General features: G+C 64.3%; 14 protein-coding genes. 3 read left to right on the forward strand and 11 right to left on the reverse strand.

Annotated elements, in window-relative coordinates; all coding sequences use genetic code 11:
* Positions 1-15: 15 nt before the first annotated feature.
* The gene (locus BB28_RS16540) at positions 16-1,464 is read right to left on the reverse strand and encodes an NCS2 family permease (RefSeq protein WP_046254281.1); all 1,449 of its coding nucleotides are present in this window, start codon (positions 1,462-1,464) and stop codon (positions 16-18) included.
* A 234-nt stretch (positions 1,465-1,698) separates the two neighbouring features.
* On the opposite strand from BB28_RS16540, the gene BB28_RS16545 reads away from it, so the two are divergent.
* Positions 1,699-2,685 carry an acyl-ACP desaturase gene (locus BB28_RS16545; RefSeq protein WP_046255913.1) on the forward strand — a complete coding sequence of 329 codons (987 nt, stop codon included), beginning with the start codon at positions 1,699-1,701 and terminating at the stop codon, positions 2,683-2,685.
* A 92-nt stretch (positions 2,686-2,777) separates the two neighbouring features.
* Positions 2,778-3,641: an SGNH/GDSL hydrolase family protein gene (locus BB28_RS16550; RefSeq protein WP_046254282.1), complete on the forward strand. Its 864-nt coding sequence runs from the start codon at positions 2,778-2,780 to the stop codon at positions 3,639-3,641.
* 4 nt (positions 3,642-3,645) lie between these two features.
* On the opposite strand, the gene BB28_RS16555 is transcribed toward BB28_RS16550, so the two are convergent.
* Both BB28_RS16555 and BB28_RS16560 read right to left on the reverse strand, forming a co-directional pair.
* Positions 3,646-4,026, reverse strand: a complete 381-nt coding sequence (locus tag BB28_RS16555) for a limonene-1,2-epoxide hydrolase family protein (RefSeq protein ID WP_046254283.1) — start codon at positions 4,024-4,026, stop codon at positions 3,646-3,648.
* On the reverse strand, positions 4,023-5,171 hold the full coding sequence (locus BB28_RS16560) for an NAD(P)H-dependent amine dehydrogenase family protein (protein WP_075874273.1): 1,149 nt from the start codon (positions 5,169-5,171) through the stop codon (positions 4,023-4,025). The genes BB28_RS16555 and BB28_RS16560 overlap by 4 nt, the downstream gene beginning before the upstream one ends.
* 64 nt (positions 5,172-5,235) lie before the next feature.
* On the opposite strand from BB28_RS16560, the gene BB28_RS16565 reads away from it, so the two are divergent.
* Entirely contained in the window at positions 5,236-6,093 is an 858-nt protein-coding gene (locus BB28_RS16565; protein WP_046254284.1) for a helix-turn-helix domain-containing protein, read from the forward strand.
* Position 6,094: 1 nt separating this feature from the next.
* On the opposite strand, the gene mnmA is transcribed toward BB28_RS16565, so the two are convergent.
* The 8 genes from mnmA to BB28_RS16610 all read right to left on the reverse strand — a co-directional run bounded on the left by mnmA (position 6,095) and on the right by BB28_RS16610 (position 13,844).
* Positions 6,095-7,162, reverse strand: a complete 1,068-nt coding sequence (gene mnmA, locus BB28_RS16570) for a tRNA 2-thiouridine(34) synthase MnmA (RefSeq protein WP_046254285.1) — start codon at positions 7,160-7,162, stop codon at positions 6,095-6,097.
* A complete protein-coding gene (locus BB28_RS16575; RefSeq protein WP_046254286.1) occupies positions 7,159-8,370 on the reverse strand; it encodes a cysteine desulfurase family protein in 1,212 nt (403 codons plus the stop codon). Before BB28_RS16575 ends, mnmA begins: the two co-directional genes overlap by 4 nt.
* A 46-nt stretch (positions 8,371-8,416) precedes the next feature.
* Positions 8,417-9,271: a lysophospholipid acyltransferase family protein gene (locus BB28_RS16580; protein ID WP_046254287.1), complete on the reverse strand. Its 855-nt coding sequence runs from the start codon at positions 9,269-9,271 to the stop codon at positions 8,417-8,419.
* Positions 9,272-9,273: 2 nt separating this feature from the next.
* The gene (locus BB28_RS16585) at positions 9,274-10,146 is read right to left on the reverse strand and encodes a GNAT family N-acetyltransferase (protein WP_046254288.1); all 873 of its coding nucleotides are present in this window, start codon (positions 10,144-10,146) and stop codon (positions 9,274-9,276) included.
* Between the two features lie 278 nt (positions 10,147-10,424).
* Complete coding sequence (locus BB28_RS16590) at positions 10,425-11,168, reverse strand: SDR family oxidoreductase (protein ID WP_046254289.1); 744 nt, start codon at positions 11,166-11,168, stop codon at positions 10,425-10,427.
* 114 nt (positions 11,169-11,282) lie between these two features.
* The gene (locus BB28_RS25105) at positions 11,283-12,053 is read right to left on the reverse strand and encodes a hypothetical protein (protein ID WP_126315418.1); all 771 of its coding nucleotides are present in this window, start codon (positions 12,051-12,053) and stop codon (positions 11,283-11,285) included.
* 8 nt (positions 12,054-12,061) lie between these two features.
* Complete coding sequence (locus BB28_RS16605; RefSeq protein WP_030094158.1) at positions 12,062-13,018, reverse strand: electron transfer flavoprotein subunit alpha/FixB family protein; 957 nt, start codon at positions 13,016-13,018, stop codon at positions 12,062-12,064.
* A gap of 34 nt (positions 13,019-13,052) precedes the next feature.
* Positions 13,053-13,844 carry an electron transfer flavoprotein subunit beta/FixA family protein gene (locus tag BB28_RS16610; protein ID WP_005056735.1) on the reverse strand — a complete coding sequence of 264 codons (792 nt, stop codon included), beginning with the start codon at positions 13,842-13,844 and terminating at the stop codon, positions 13,053-13,055.
* Between the last annotated feature and the right edge of the window lie 4 nt (positions 13,845-13,848).

The following is a 13,848-nucleotide window of genomic DNA, read 5'->3' on the forward strand; positions in this document are numbered from 1 at the left end:
TTCACCCCGAGAACGTTAGGTGATGAGAGATTCGATCGGACCCTTGGCGAAGTAGACGACGAACAATCCCGCCACCACGTACAGCAGCGGATGCACGGCGCGAAGCCGGGACCCGCGCTCCCCTGATACGACGGCCAGCACCACCCAGCTGATGAACCCCACACCGATGCCATTGGCGATCGAATAGGTAAACGGCATGGTCACGACGGTCAGAAAACAGGGCAACGCGTACTCGAAGCGGGTGAGGTCGATGCTGCGCAGCTGGCCGATCATCATGGCGCCCACCACCACCAGGGCCGGCGCCGCGGCCTCCAGCGGCACCACCGAATACAGCGGGGTGAAGAACATCGCCGCCAGGAACAGCAGGCCGGTCACCACATTGGCCAGCCCGGTCCGGGCGCCCTCGGCGATACCGGAGGCAGACTCCACGAACACGGTGTTCGAGGACGAGGAGGAGACGCCGCCAACGACCGCACCGACACCCTCCACCGATAGCGCGCGTCCGATTCCCGGCAGGGTGCCGTGCTCGTCGGTCAGAGCGGCCTCCTTACCCAGACCGGTCATGGTTCCCATCGCGTCGAAGAAGTTCGAGAGCACCAGCGCGAACACCAGCACCGTCGCCGACAGCACACCCACCCGGGTGAATGCGCCGAACATGTCCACCTGACCGAGCAGACTGAGGTCCGGCATGCCGCCCGCCGAGGACGGCCACGCGGGCACGGTGAGGTTCCATCCCTTGGCATCGGCGGGCTGCGCACCGCGTTCGGTCAGCGCCTGCGCGAGCATCGAGATCCCCGTCATCACGACGATGCCGATGAGCAGTCCGCCACGAACCTTGCACACCACCAGAATTCCCATCAACAGCACGCCAGCGGCGAAGATCAGGGTCGGGATGGTGGCCACCGAGTTGTCGATTCCCAAACCAACCGGCACGGTGGTGTTCGCCGCGTCGGGGATGCGCCGCACAAACCCGGCGTCGACGAAGCCGATGAATGCGATGAAGCATCCGATTCCGGCGGCGATCGCCGCCTTCAGCTCATCGGGAATGGCATGGAACACCGCGGTGCGGAAACCTGAGATACCCAGCGCCACAATGACCAGGCCGTCGACAATCACCAACCCCATGGCCTCGGGCCAGCTCATCTGCGACGCAAAGGACACCGCGAGCAGACTGTTGATGCCCAGCCCCGCGGCAAGCGCGAACGGGTAGTTGGCGATGAACCCGAACAGTATGGACATCACCCCGGCGGCCAGGGCCGTTACCGCCGCCACCTGACCCACCGGCAGCACATGGCCCAGCACGTCAGCGTTGTGCGCGCGTCCCGGCTCGCCACCGATAATGAGCGGGTTGAGCACCACGATGTACGCCATCGCGAAAAAGGTGACGATCCCACCGCGAACTTCCCGCCCCAGCGTCGACTGCCGCTCGGAGATCCGGAAGAACCGGTCGACTAGGCCATTCATAGCCGTTGAAAGTACAGGTCCCGGTTGCCGGTCGCCCGCCGCAATCGAACGCGGGATTTCGCGGCGATTTCCGCGTCGGGTCGCACTCGGCGTCCGGTTCGGGAACCAGTGGGAGGAGGGACTTTCCAACCCCAGGTAGAGGACCTTCGTCACTAGGACGGTGCGCGGCCATCCGGTCGAATATAAGTGTCACTTTCAGACACAGATAACTCGACCGAATCCGAGGACCGCACCGTGCCGCAGAAGGAATACACCGACCTCGAGCTCCTCCACGAGCTCGAACCCGTGGTGGAGGAGAACACTCATCGCCACCTCGGCGTGTTCAAAGAGTGGAACCCGCACGACTACATCCCGTGGTCCGAGGGCAAGAACTACAAGGCACTGGGCGGGCAGGACTGGGATCCCGAGCAATGCAAACTCTCCGAGCTCGCCAAGGTTGCCATGGTCACCAACCTGCTCACCGAGGACAACCTGCCCGCATATCACCGCGAGATCGCCATGAACTTCACCATGGACGGACCATGGGGCACCTGGGTGAACCGGTGGACGGCAGAAGAACAGCGTCACAGCATCGCGATTCGTGACTATCTCGTCGTCACGCGGTCCGTCGATCCGGTGGAACTGGAGAAGCTGCGTGTCGAGCAGATGACCCGCGGGTTCTCCCCCGGACAGAACCGCCAGGGCGGCGACCACATGTTCGCCGACAGCCTGTTCGACTCGGTGGCCTATGTGTCATTTCAAGAGCTGGCCACCCGTGTTTCACACCGCAACACCGGCGTCGCCTGTGCCGAACCCATCGCGCAGGAACTCCTCAAACACATCTCCAATGACGAGAACCTGCACATGATCTTCTACCGCAACATGGTCGAGGCCGGTCTCGAGATCGCACCCAACCAGGCGGTGAAATCGATTCACAAGGTTCTCGACAACTTCACGATGCCCGGCTACACGATCCCCGGCTTCCGCCGTAACGCGGTCACCATCGCCACCGGCGGCGTGTACGACCCGCAATCACACCTTGCCGAGGTCGTCCAGCCGGTGCTGCGCAAGTGGCGCATCTTCGAGCGTGACGACATCAACGGCGAGGGCGAGTGGTACCGCGAAGACCTGCACCGCATCATCACCGGCCTCAAGAAGACCGCCAGCGATTTCGAAGAGGTCAAGACCAAGTACCTGGAGCGTCAGGCAAGGCGCGCCGAGCGGATGGCCGCCAAGGTGTAACCCTCGGTAACGTCGACATGGGCAAACGGCGATATCCCGTTCAGTACGATTGGACGGGGCCGTCTGCCGGCCGACGGGGATGAGAGGGATACATGCGCGCGGTCAAGACGCTCTCGACGGTGTTCGGCATCGCCACGATGTTCGCGGCGACTGTCACCGGCGCTGCGATCGCGTCGGCCGAACCGGTGGCAGGCGCCCAGTTGGTCGCGATCGGAGATTCGTTCATGGCGGCGGGTTCTAACGCCGCCGGTATCACCGGCCCGGTCGGCACCGCCTGCAACCAGGCGACCGACAATGTCGCGCATCTGGTCGCCACGTCATTCCCGCAGATGACATTCGCCGACTACTCCTGTGTCGGCGCGCTCTCCACCGACGTCTACACACCCTCCACACGCGGCCCGCAGAACACGGGACTGTCCCCGGCCACCAAGGTCGCGATCGTCTCCATCGGCGGCAACGACGCCGGATTCGAGCAGATCGCCACCGACTGCCTGTTCGCGCTGAGCTGCCCGCCGGAGAAGAAGGCGCAATTCAGCGCCAACGTCGCCTCGGTGGGTCCGAAACTCACGGGCGCGTACGCCGCCATCCGTCAGGCGGCCCCGAACGCGCGCGTGTTCACGGTGGGCTACCTGCCCATCCTTCCGCCGGACGCCAAGGGATGTCTGGTCGGCCTGATCAACACGCAAGAGACCATCACCTTCCTTAATGGTCTGCAACGTCAGCTCAACGACACGATCGTCTCCGAATCCTCGAAGGCGGGGTTCACCCCTGTCATCCCGGCGACCAGTAGCGACCACAGCGTGTGCGCATCCGATTTCCAGCGCTACGTGTCGATGACGGGTACCGGCGTAGGCGATGAGGGAATTCCGATGCACCCGACCGCACCGGGACGGCAGTATGTCGCCGAACGCATCGCGATCGCCATGCGTTCAGCGGGAATTCCGTCGGCTTCCTGAGACGTCAGGCGGACGCCGCCTGGAACGCCTTCGTCATCTCACCCATATCGAAATAGTCACGCCATACCCGGATCTTTCCGTCGACGAGCTCGAAGATTCCCATCACCGGTAGCGGCACCGCCGCACCGTTGACACGCATCGTGTCGGTACGTTCGTTCATCACCACCTTCCCCGCAGAGACCTGCTGATGGATCTGAAAATCTATGCCATCGAGCACCGCGGCCCATCCATTCAGGAGGGTCGCGATTGCTTCCCTACCGACCGCCGGCTCCATCGGAATATTGTGGTAGACAGCGTCATCGGTGAAGAACGTAATCATCTGCTCTACGTCCATCGATGCCCATAGGCCACAGAACTCACGAACGATCTCGTCATTGGTTGTCATTTCGTTTCACCTCCCACGCAACGGCTGTCCGGAGAAAGCCCGGGGTCGACACCCATCAGCCCGACACCGGTAATGATCGGAAGGTCTAAGGCCGACAACAACCCTGGCTTCGCGGCATAGACGGCCGGAATCGCATTGACCATGCGCGCGGCACCGGCAATACGCGCACCGAGGTCATGGTCGTGGTCTTCGGCCAGCTCGAGCTCGCAGAGAATGTCTGGCGACCCCTTGATCTCGACACGATAGACGCCGCGGCCACTGGCACCACCGAAACCGAGATCCCTTGGCGCCATGGATATCCGTGGCTGCGGCCAATGCGGCGCCAAGTCATCATGCATTCGGGTGACATGGTCGACGACGATAGTTCGGCCACCCTCGACATGGCCGGTGAGGATCGACCTCATCGCGCCCACGGTTCCCGCTTCTACACGGCCGGTTGGCGTTTCGAACGATTCTTCGGCCACGAGCCGTTCCACGCTTTCTTCGATTCTGTCGATCTCGCAGCCGAGTCCATGAGCAATCTGGTGCACCGTCGGGCCCCACCCGAACGTAAAGATGCCCGGCGCCGCCGCGAAGGCCTCAAACTCGGGAGGTTTTCCAAATCCGAGAATCTCGTAGACCGCGCCCTCATCGGGATAGGTGGCGTAGTTGAACATCTCGGTCACACGAACCGAGCTGATAGATCGCGAAATTCCAGACAGCGACAGGGGCAGAACATCATTCGCGAACCCTGTGTCGATTCCTGTCGTGAAGAACGACGATCCACCCTCCAGCGCAGCGTCAGCCAGAGGCTGGGTCAGTGCGTCATCTACAGCGTCGGGATAGACCAAAGGCACCACCGAGCATGAGACCACATTCTTGCCCGCACGCAGAAGCGAGACCATATCGGCGATGGCCTCCAGCGGGCGCACATTGGCGGCCGCCGCATAGATCACCACATCCGCATCGCTCTTCACCAGCGAATCCGGGTCAGCTGTGGCGACGACACCGACAGCCTCGGCCCCGCACAGCTCCCCCGCATCCCGGCCGACCTTCGCATTGCTGTGCACCACCACACCAACCAGATCCAGGTCGCGATGGTCAATCACCGCCCGGAGCGCGACGACACCCATCGATCCCGGCCCCCATACGCCTACCTTGATCACGATCCTCCTAATATTTAGAGTAGGTTCGAAATAATCGGAGGGATCGTAGGGAGGAGACCAAACGATGTCAACGGTCAAATCGCCACCCACGCAACGAGTCGTGGATGTCATTACCGCACTGGCTGATTCACCATCGGCTAGTACGCTGACCGAACTGGCGCGCGCCTGTGCGATCACGACGTCGACGTGCTCTTTGCTACTGCATGATCTGGAACAGCGCGGGTGGGTGCATAGACGCGAGGACCGGCGTTACGCCCTAGGGAGTGGACTACTCCCGGTGGTTCACGGCCTACGGCGGCAGCACCCGCTGCTAGACAAGGGCCGCGACGCATTGCTGTTCCTCCACGAGATGCTCGGCGCGGCATGTTCGTTGTCGAAGATCGGTTCACGGAACATCTCAGTGATCGATGCGGTGGGGCACCCCAGCGATGCCGAACTCGACCTCGGGCAGCGCTTTCCCATCGACCCTCCATTCGGATTGGTGGCCATGGCATGGCGCGACCAACCGGCCGTCGACCAGTGGCTGCGCGAGGTCGAACCGCGGCTGACACGCGCGGACATCGACCAGCACGTGCACGTACTCGCCGACATCCGAGAGCGCGGCTACGGCGCGTGGCGCTTCGACAACAATCATCCCGGGCTGCATGAACGGTTGACAGCGATGCTCGAGTCCGTCGACTCAACGTCTCGGCTCGCTCGACAGCTCACCACCCTCATGACCATCGTCAGCCTACAGTCGGTAACCGCGACCCTTGAAAGTGAGCTTTCGACAACGGAATTCGTCGTGCTGCCGATATTCGGGCGAGATCGCCAGCCTGAATATCAGATTCAAATCCATCTCGGGCAAAACAATGCACTCTCGCTCCAGCACCTGAACGAGACACTTGAGCGCGTGCAGGCCCGACTAGTGCCCGCACTGTGAATCACCGGGTGATGACGGCGCTGCCGAGAACCTCGTCACCCTCGGCGTCTGGCCGGTACAGCACTACCGTCTGCCCGGGCGCCACACCGCGCAGGGCGGTACGCAGCCGGACCTGAATCCGCTCGGCTCCCGGTTCGACAACCGCGTCGACCACCGAACCGTGCGCCCGAACCTGAACCTGGCACTCGATGGGCCCGGCCGGTACCTGCCCCGAGGTCCACACCACCGGCTCTCCTCCGAATTCCCAAATCTCTAGATCCTCAACGGTTCCCACTCGAACGGTGGCAGTGTCGGCATCGATCGATGTGACGTATCGGGGACGGCCGTCGGCGGCAGGGCCTACCAACCCGAGCCCCTTGCGCTGACCGATGGTGAACTCGTGTACCCCCGCATGGGTGGCCAACACGCTGCCGTCGGCGTCCACCACATTCCCGCGACGCACGCCGATGCGCGCACCGAGGAAAGCCTGGGTGTCTCCGGAAGGAATGAAGCAGATGTCATGGCTGTCGGGCTTGTTCGCGACCAGCAGTCCGCGCTGCTCGGCCTCGGCGCGGATATCGGGCTTGGGACTATCGCCCACGGGGAACAGCGCGCGGCCCAGCTGCTGCGGTGTGAGCACTCCGAGCACATAGGACTGGTCCTTGTCCGCGTCGACCGCACGGCGCAGCCTGCCGTCCTGCAACCGCGCGTAGTGACCGGTGGCCACGGCATCGAAGCCCAGCGCGATGGCGCGGTCGGCCAGCGCCGCGAACTTGATCTTCTCGTTGCACTTCACACACGGATTGGGGGTGCGCCCCTCGGCGTAGGCCTCGACGAAGTCGTCGATGACGTCTTCTTTGAATCGATCGGCGAAATCCCATACATAGAAGGGGATTCCGAGCATGTCGGCAACGCGGCGGGCATCGGCGGCATCCTCTTTCGAGCAGCATCCCCGCGATCCGGTGCGCAGTGTGCCGGGTGCCGCCGACAGCGCCAGGTGCACACCGACGACATCGTGTCCGGCATCCACCATGCGCGCAGCCGCAACCGAGGAGTCCACTCCCCCGCTCATGGCGGCCAGCACCCTCATGACCGGCCTCCGGCGCTGGCCAGGGCAGCGGCCCGGGCGCGCGGAACAGCGACCTGCAGCGCCTCGACAGCACGGGCCACATCCGAGGCCACGGAGGTGTGGCCGAAGCTGAATCGCAGCGATCCACGCGCGGCTTGGGGGTCGATACCCATCTCGATGAGCACATGCGAGGGCCGCGCGACCCCCGCCGTGCACGCCGAGCCGGTGGAACACTCGATGCCGTTGGCGTCCAGCAACATCAGCAGCGAATCGCCCTCGCATCCGGCAAAGGTGAAATGCGCGTTCCCGGGCAATCTGCCGTTTCCGACAGCACCGTTGAGCACGGAACCCTCGATCTGGGTCAGCACCTGATCGATCAGCTCGTCCCGAAGCTTTTTCAGTGTCGCGGAACCCTCACACCGTTCGGAGACGGCCTCGACAAGCGCGGTCGACATCGCCACGATCGCCGCCGTGTCGGGCGTGCCCGAACGGATGTCACGTTCGTGGCCACCACCGTGAAGCAATGGAACACAAGCGGTTTCACGCCGCAGGAGCAGTGCACCGACCCCCATCGGGCCGCCGAACTTGTGTGCGGCCACACTCATCGCCGACAGTCCGCTGAGGGCGAAATCGATATCGAGCTGGCCGACCGCACCGATGGCATCGCTATGCATCGGAATATCGAACTCGGCAGCGATGGAAGCCAACTCGCAAATGGGGTTGATGGTGCCGACCTCGTTGTTGGCCCACATCACCGTGATGAGTGCGACGTCGTCGTGGTCGGCGAGGGCCGCGCGCAGTGCCGCGGCCGTGACGGTGCCGGCATCATCCACCGGCAGCCACGTCACGTCAGCTCCCTCGTGATCGGCGAGCCACTGCACCGCGTCGAGGACCGCATGATGCTCGACGGCGCCGGCGATGACGCGAGTACGTCGCGCATCGGCATCGCGACGTGCCCAGTAGATGCCCTTGATGGCGAGATTGTCGCTTTCGGTACCGCCGGCGGTGAAGATCACCTCGGACGGTCGGGCGCCCAGGGCCGCGGCGATCGACTCCCGCGATTCCTCGACCCGGCGCCGGGCATCACGCCCGGACCCGTGCAGCGAGGCGGCGTTCCCGGTCTGGGCCATGGTGGCCGCCATCGCCTCGATGGCGGCGGGGCGCATCGGGGTGGTTGCGGCATGGTCCAGGTAGACCGCACCTTCAGCTGGGGTTCGAGCAGCAGACATAACGCATCCAGGATAGGTCCCACCCAGGTGGGCTCGTCCAATCGCGTCAGGCTGCGATCGGTTCCGGGTGCTCCGGGTGGCTGTGGAGCTGCGGGGTTCGGTCACCGGCGCGAACGGCCGCCTCGCAGCGACTGGCCAGATCACGACGGCTCTCACCGGGCAATTGCAGCCCCGCCACCTGGATATGCGCCACTGTCATCCGTGTGGCCGTGAGGCGGCGAATGGAGGCCATCAGGGTGTCTTCGCCCACATAAGCCGGAACGGTCGACAGCTCGCCGCCGGGGTAGTGATACGTCAGCCGCAACGGCTGCACCGGCCGCCGCGCGTCGATGGCGGCCTGGAACATCGCGGGGCGGAACGATCCGTACGCGCGACCGCACCAGGTGGTGCCCTCGGGGAACGCCACCACGGTCTGACCGGCCTGAAGACGGGTCGCGACGGTGTCAACCACCCGCGGCAGGGTGCGCAGGTTTCCTCGCTCGATCGGGATGACCCGCATCATCCGGGCGATGACGCCCAAACCGGGCCAATCGATCAGATCTGCCCGGGCCACGAACGAGCCCGGGAGCACGGCGCCGATGGCGAAGACATCGACCCAGGACACATGGCCCGCGACCACCAGGGAACCCCGGATATCGCGGATCGGACCGCCGGATACGGAAATGCGGACGCCCAGGCAGCGCAGCATCAACCGGCAGTATCCGCGCTGCCAGCGCACCCGCCCGGGCAGTGGTATTCCCAGCAACGGCGCAAAGGTGAGCAACGTGATCGCCATCGCAATGCGCGTCGTGGTTCGCAGGGTCCGCGTGAGCCGCCCTGGTTCGTCGATGGTGTTGGCCCGCATGCAGCTGTCGTCACAGGTTGCCTTCGGCAGCCAGGCGTGAGCGAATTCGGGTGCCATCGTTACTCCTGGCCGGCCGCCGCGCCGATTTCCGACGCCGCACCAACGGACCTCAGCCGTTTGAGATAACGAACATCGGCTTCGTCCTTGTTGAGCAATGCCATGAAGTCGGCCACACCGAAGTCGGGATCGTGGGCGGGTTCTCCGAGGACCTTCGCGCCGAGCCGCAGATATCCACGCATCAGCGCGGGAACCTGCACTTTGGCGGGCGGCTTGATGTCGTCGAGCCCCATCCCGTCGACAACGACCGGGTTGTAGGGGCGCACCGTGTGTTCCGGCGCGGCGGCGTGCCGCTTCATCACGAAGTCGCGCACGGCACGCACCTGGCTGCCGGGTGCGTGTTCGGGGTTGTCCTGCATGGGAACCGAGATGCATCCGGTGACGTAGGTGTAGTCGCAACGGTCCAGGTAGGCCAGAATTCCGGCCCACATCAGCAGCACAACCGCGCCGTTGCGGTGATCGCCCCGAACCACGGCGCGTCCCATCTCCACCAGCTGGGGACGCAACGCATCGAGCCCACTGATATCGAATTCCGTTGCGCTGTAAAGCCCTCCGGCGGCAATGGCGCCGGGCGGGGGCAGCATCCGGTAGCAGCCCACCACGTCACCCGAGGTGTCCTCACGCACCAGCAGGTGATCGCAGTGCTCGTCGAAACGGTCGGCGTCGCGTCCCTCGAACGCTGCCGGGGTGCTCGCGAGCTGGAATCCGGGCTCGCTGCTGAACACGTCGTATCGAAGCCGTTGTACGGCATCAATATCGGCGGGATCGTTCGACAGCAGCAGGGTGTACCGAGGACCCGGTAGGGCACCTCCGGCACCCTCCGCTACGTCTGAGATGGATTGATCTGCGGCGATGAGAACTGAAGCGGTACTCATGACTGCGAGATTCGCCGAGTTATGCGGCGGAACGGCATCGGAAGCGTGTCGTGTCCATGCACGATCCGTTAATTGCGGCGTTCAGTACTCCAAATGCGTGCTTGCGCCAGTGAATACCTAAGGCAAACGGGGAGCTAACGGACGCTACGCCGATACTCGCTCCCCGCCGCACGTGAGCGGTTCCTTCCCCATCGACCAGCACCAACATCACTCGCCGGGTTTGCGCTTCATGGTGACAACGAACCGCGGCGCGGAGTCGGTGCGGCGGCGCAGCGCGATTACCGGCGGGCGATCCAGTCGGCGAATCTCGTCCGCGCCAGCACCCCGTCATCGCCGGTGACCAGACTGAAGTCATCCACAGGCGTCCCGAAATAGGTAGCACTCGGGTCGACCACCACCGGTTTGTCGTCACCACGCGCGTCAAGCACTGCCTGCGCCATCTCGGCGAACGAAATCTTCTCCGGTCCACCGATATTGATGATGCCGTTGCGCGGCTCGGCCTCCGCGGCCTGGGCCACCTGTGCGGACACATCGTCTGCGGCGATCAGCTGAATACGGGCGTCAGGCACGCGAACCTCGTCTCCGACGACCAGTGTCTCGGTGATGGACTCTGCGAACTCCTGGAACTGAGTGGCCCGCACGATCGTGTACGGCAGTCCGGATTCGATGATGATGTTTTCCTGCGCCACTTTCGCCCTCATGTACCCACTGTCCGGCAGACCATCCGCACCGACAATGGAGAGTGTGACGTAATGACCGACACCGGTCTGGTTCGCCGCATCAACGAGATTGCGCGCCGCGGCAGTGAAGAAATCCATCACCGGCCCGTCCTCGAAAGACGGAGAATTGACAACGTCGACAACCACATTCGATCCAGTGAGCGCGTCCACCAAACCGTCGCCCGTCAACACATTCGCGCCAGCGGATAGCGACGCCGCCACCACTTCATGACCGTCGGCGATGAGCAAAGAAACCACCCGCGAACCGATTTGACCGGTGGCACCAACAACTGTGATTTTCATTGTGCGATTACCTTTCTCGTCTCGCATACAACAGTCGCAGCTCGGCGCCGGATTGGGAAACGTTCCGCCATTTAATCTGCTGTCTCGGCCCCAGCGCTGAGGGCGCGGCGAGCACTAGGCCGGAACTCGCGAACGTAGTTCGTTCGCGATCTTCTGCAGGGTGTCTTCGGTCTCGGGTGGACCGGTGAGCATGGCCACCGCCAATGTGTCGCGGGATCCGCCGGAGGTCGAGGCAAAGGCGCATGTCATCGCGATCCGGACCACGCGCATGCCGTTTCCGAGGGCTCCTGTCATCCGGGCGTAGGACGTGACATCGTCGATCGGCTTCCAGGCTTGAGCATCGACCGGTAGCTTCGCGCGCACCTTGTCCTGGATCGACTTACCGCATCCGTCGGCGCACCGACTGGAACCGATCCAGCCGGCCGCTCCACCAACGTTGGCCTCGTCCATGCACGTGATGCGCTTGTCCAGCGGTTTGTTCTCGGTGTGCAGACACCCCCACCCCTTGGGCAGGTTGAAGTCGAACGCTATGTACGAGGGCATCGAGATGGGCTGGAGTTTCTCGCCCGGCCCGTACGTCGCGCCGCCGAGTGGCCCCGTGGACCCGTTGGGAGGCGGGATCACCCCGGAGGTCGGTGCGGGAGGCACCGGCGTCCGTGTCACCGGGGACTCCCCCGGGGCCATGACGGCGAAACCCACGATGTTGCGCTGAGACCCGACGGAGACGACGCCAATCACCAACCCCAGCACAACCGTGCCCAGAAACGCCGAAAGGACTACCCAGGGCGCTCGACTCGGTGGTCGAGGCTCTGGGTAGTCCAGTGGCATACCGTCAGCCGCCCCCTGAGGTTGGATGTCGCCGGCGTGGCGGCTCCAGGGCTCCATGGGGTTATTTAGCCCTTGCGAGCCTTCACGGCCTCAGTGAGCTGCGGTGCGACGTTGAACAGGTCACCCACCACACCGAAGTCGGCGATCTCGAAGATCGGTGCTTCTTCGTCCTTGTTCACCGCGACGATGGTCTTCGAGGTCTGCATGCCGGCGCGGTGCTGGATGGCGCCGGAGATACCCAGCGCGACGTACAGCTGCGGCGACACGGTCTTACCGGTCTGACCCACCTGGAACTGACCCGGGTAGTACCCGGAGTCCACCGCGGCACGCGAGGCACCGACAGCGGCACCCAGAGAATCGGCGAGCTCCTCGACGACGCTGAACTTCTCGGCGCTACCGACACCACGACCGCCGGACACGACGATGCTGGCCTCGGTGAGCTCCGGACGGTCTCCACCGACCACCGGCTGACGCGAGGTCACCTTGGTGGCGTTCTCGGCAGGCGCGGGCACCTCAACGGCAACCTGCTCGCCCGCACCGGCGGCCGGCGCGGCCTCGACGGCACCCGGACGCACGGTGATGACCGGGGCGTCGCCGTTGGCCTGAGCCTCGACGGAGAACGCGCCACCGAAGATCGAGTGCAGGGCCTTGCCGCCCTCACGCACCTCGATGACATCGGTCAGCAGGCCCGAGCCCAGGCGTGCGGCCAGGCGTCCGGCCACCTCCTTGCCCTCGGTGGTCGCGGCGATCAGGATGCCGGCGGGGCTGGCGGTCTCGGCCAGGCTGGCCAGCAGGTCGACCTTGGGGGTCACCAGGTAATTGTCGACGACGTCGGACTCGGCGACGTAGATCTTGGCGGCGCCGGCCTCCTTGAGACCGTCGATCAGCGGCGCGGCGGTACCTGCCGGACCGGCCACCACGGCCGAGGGCTCGCCCAGAACGCGGGCGGCGGTGATGAGTTCGGCGCTTACCTTCTTGAGCGCACCCTCTGAATGCTCAACGAGCACAAGTACTTCAGCCATAACTTTGCTTTCTCGTTTCTGTATTTAGGGAGTCTTAGATGATCTTTTGCGCAACCAGGAACTCGGCGACCTTGGTGCCGCCTTCGCCCTCGTCGGTGATCTTCTCGCCCGCGGTCTTGGCGGCCTTGGGAGTCGAGGACAGCACGGTCGAACCGGCGTTCGCGACACCCACCTCGTCGGCCTCCACGCCGATCTCGGCCAGGGTCAACACGGCAACTTCCTTCTTCTTGGCGGCCATGATGCCCTTGAAGGAGGGGAAGCGGGGCTCGTTGATCTTCTCGGTGACGCTGACGATGGCCGGCAGAGTGGCCTCGACCTCGAACACACCCTCGTCGGTCTCGCGCTCGCCCTTGACGACGCCGCCCTCGACGGTCAGCTTGCGCAGGTGCGTGAGCTGCGGCAGACCGAGGTACTCGGCGATGATCGCGGGAATGGCACCGGAGCGGCCGTCGGTGGCCTCGTTACCGGCGATAACCAGCTCGACACCCTCGACCTGACCCAGCGCACGGGCCAGGGCCCAGCCGGTCTGGATGGCATCGGACCCGTGCAGGCCCGGGTCGAGCAGGTGGACTGCCTTGTCGGCACCCATGGACAGCGCCTTACGGATGGCCTCGGTGGCCTTCTCCGGGCCTGCCGACACGACGGTCACGACCGAGTCGCCACCCTCGCGCTCCTTGATGAGCAGCGCTTCCTCAACGGCACGCTCGTTGATCTCGTCGAGTACCGCGTCGGCGGCTTCCCGGTCGAGCGTGAAGTCACCGTCGGTGAGCTTGCGCTCCGACCAGGTGTCTGGGACCTGCTTGATCAGGACCGCAATGTTCGTCATAAGT

The organism is Mycobacteroides chelonae CCUG 47445 (assembly GCF_001632805.1).
Classification (GTDB): Bacteria; Actinomycetota; Actinomycetes; order Mycobacteriales; family Mycobacteriaceae; genus Mycobacterium; species Mycobacterium chelonae.

What these genes read in the sequence shown, in the direction of transcription:
- BB28_RS16550 (WP_046254282.1), top strand. Translation starts at nt 2,778, where the DNA reads ATGCGCGCGGTCAAGACGCTCTCGACGGTGTTCGGCATCGCCACGATG.
- BB28_RS16575 (WP_046254286.1), bottom strand. Translation starts at nt 8,370, where the DNA reads ATGTCTGCTGCTCGAACCCCAGCTGAAGGTGCGGTCTACCTGGACCAT.
- BB28_RS16610 (WP_005056735.1), bottom strand. Translation starts at nt 13,844, where the DNA reads ATGACGAACATTGCGGTCCTGATCAAGCAGGTCCCAGACACCTGGTCG.
- BB28_RS16590 (WP_046254289.1), bottom strand. Translation starts at nt 11,168, where the DNA reads ATGAAAATCACAGTTGTTGGTGCCACCGGTCAAATCGGTTCGCGGGTG.
- BB28_RS25105 (WP_126315418.1), bottom strand. Translation starts at nt 12,053, where the DNA reads ATGGAGCCCTGGAGCCGCCACGCCGGCGACATCCAACCTCAGGGGGCG.
- BB28_RS16585 (WP_046254288.1), bottom strand. Translation starts at nt 10,146, where the DNA reads ATGAGTACCGCTTCAGTTCTCATCGCCGCAGATCAATCCATCTCAGAC.
- BB28_RS16565 (WP_046254284.1), top strand. Translation starts at nt 5,236, where the DNA reads ATGTCAACGGTCAAATCGCCACCCACGCAACGAGTCGTGGATGTCATT.
- BB28_RS16605 (WP_030094158.1), bottom strand. Translation starts at nt 13,018, where the DNA reads ATGGCTGAAGTACTTGTGCTCGTTGAGCATTCAGAGGGTGCGCTCAAG.
- BB28_RS16555 (WP_046254283.1), bottom strand. Translation starts at nt 4,026, where the DNA reads ATGACAACCAATGACGAGATCGTTCGTGAGTTCTGTGGCCTATGGGCA.
- BB28_RS16580 (WP_046254287.1), bottom strand. Translation starts at nt 9,271, where the DNA reads ATGGCACCCGAATTCGCTCACGCCTGGCTGCCGAAGGCAACCTGTGAC.
- BB28_RS16540 (WP_046254281.1), bottom strand. Translation starts at nt 1,464, where the DNA reads ATGAATGGCCTAGTCGACCGGTTCTTCCGGATCTCCGAGCGGCAGTCG.
- mnmA (WP_046254285.1), bottom strand. Translation starts at nt 7,162, where the DNA reads ATGAGGGTGCTGGCCGCCATGAGCGGGGGAGTGGACTCCTCGGTTGCG.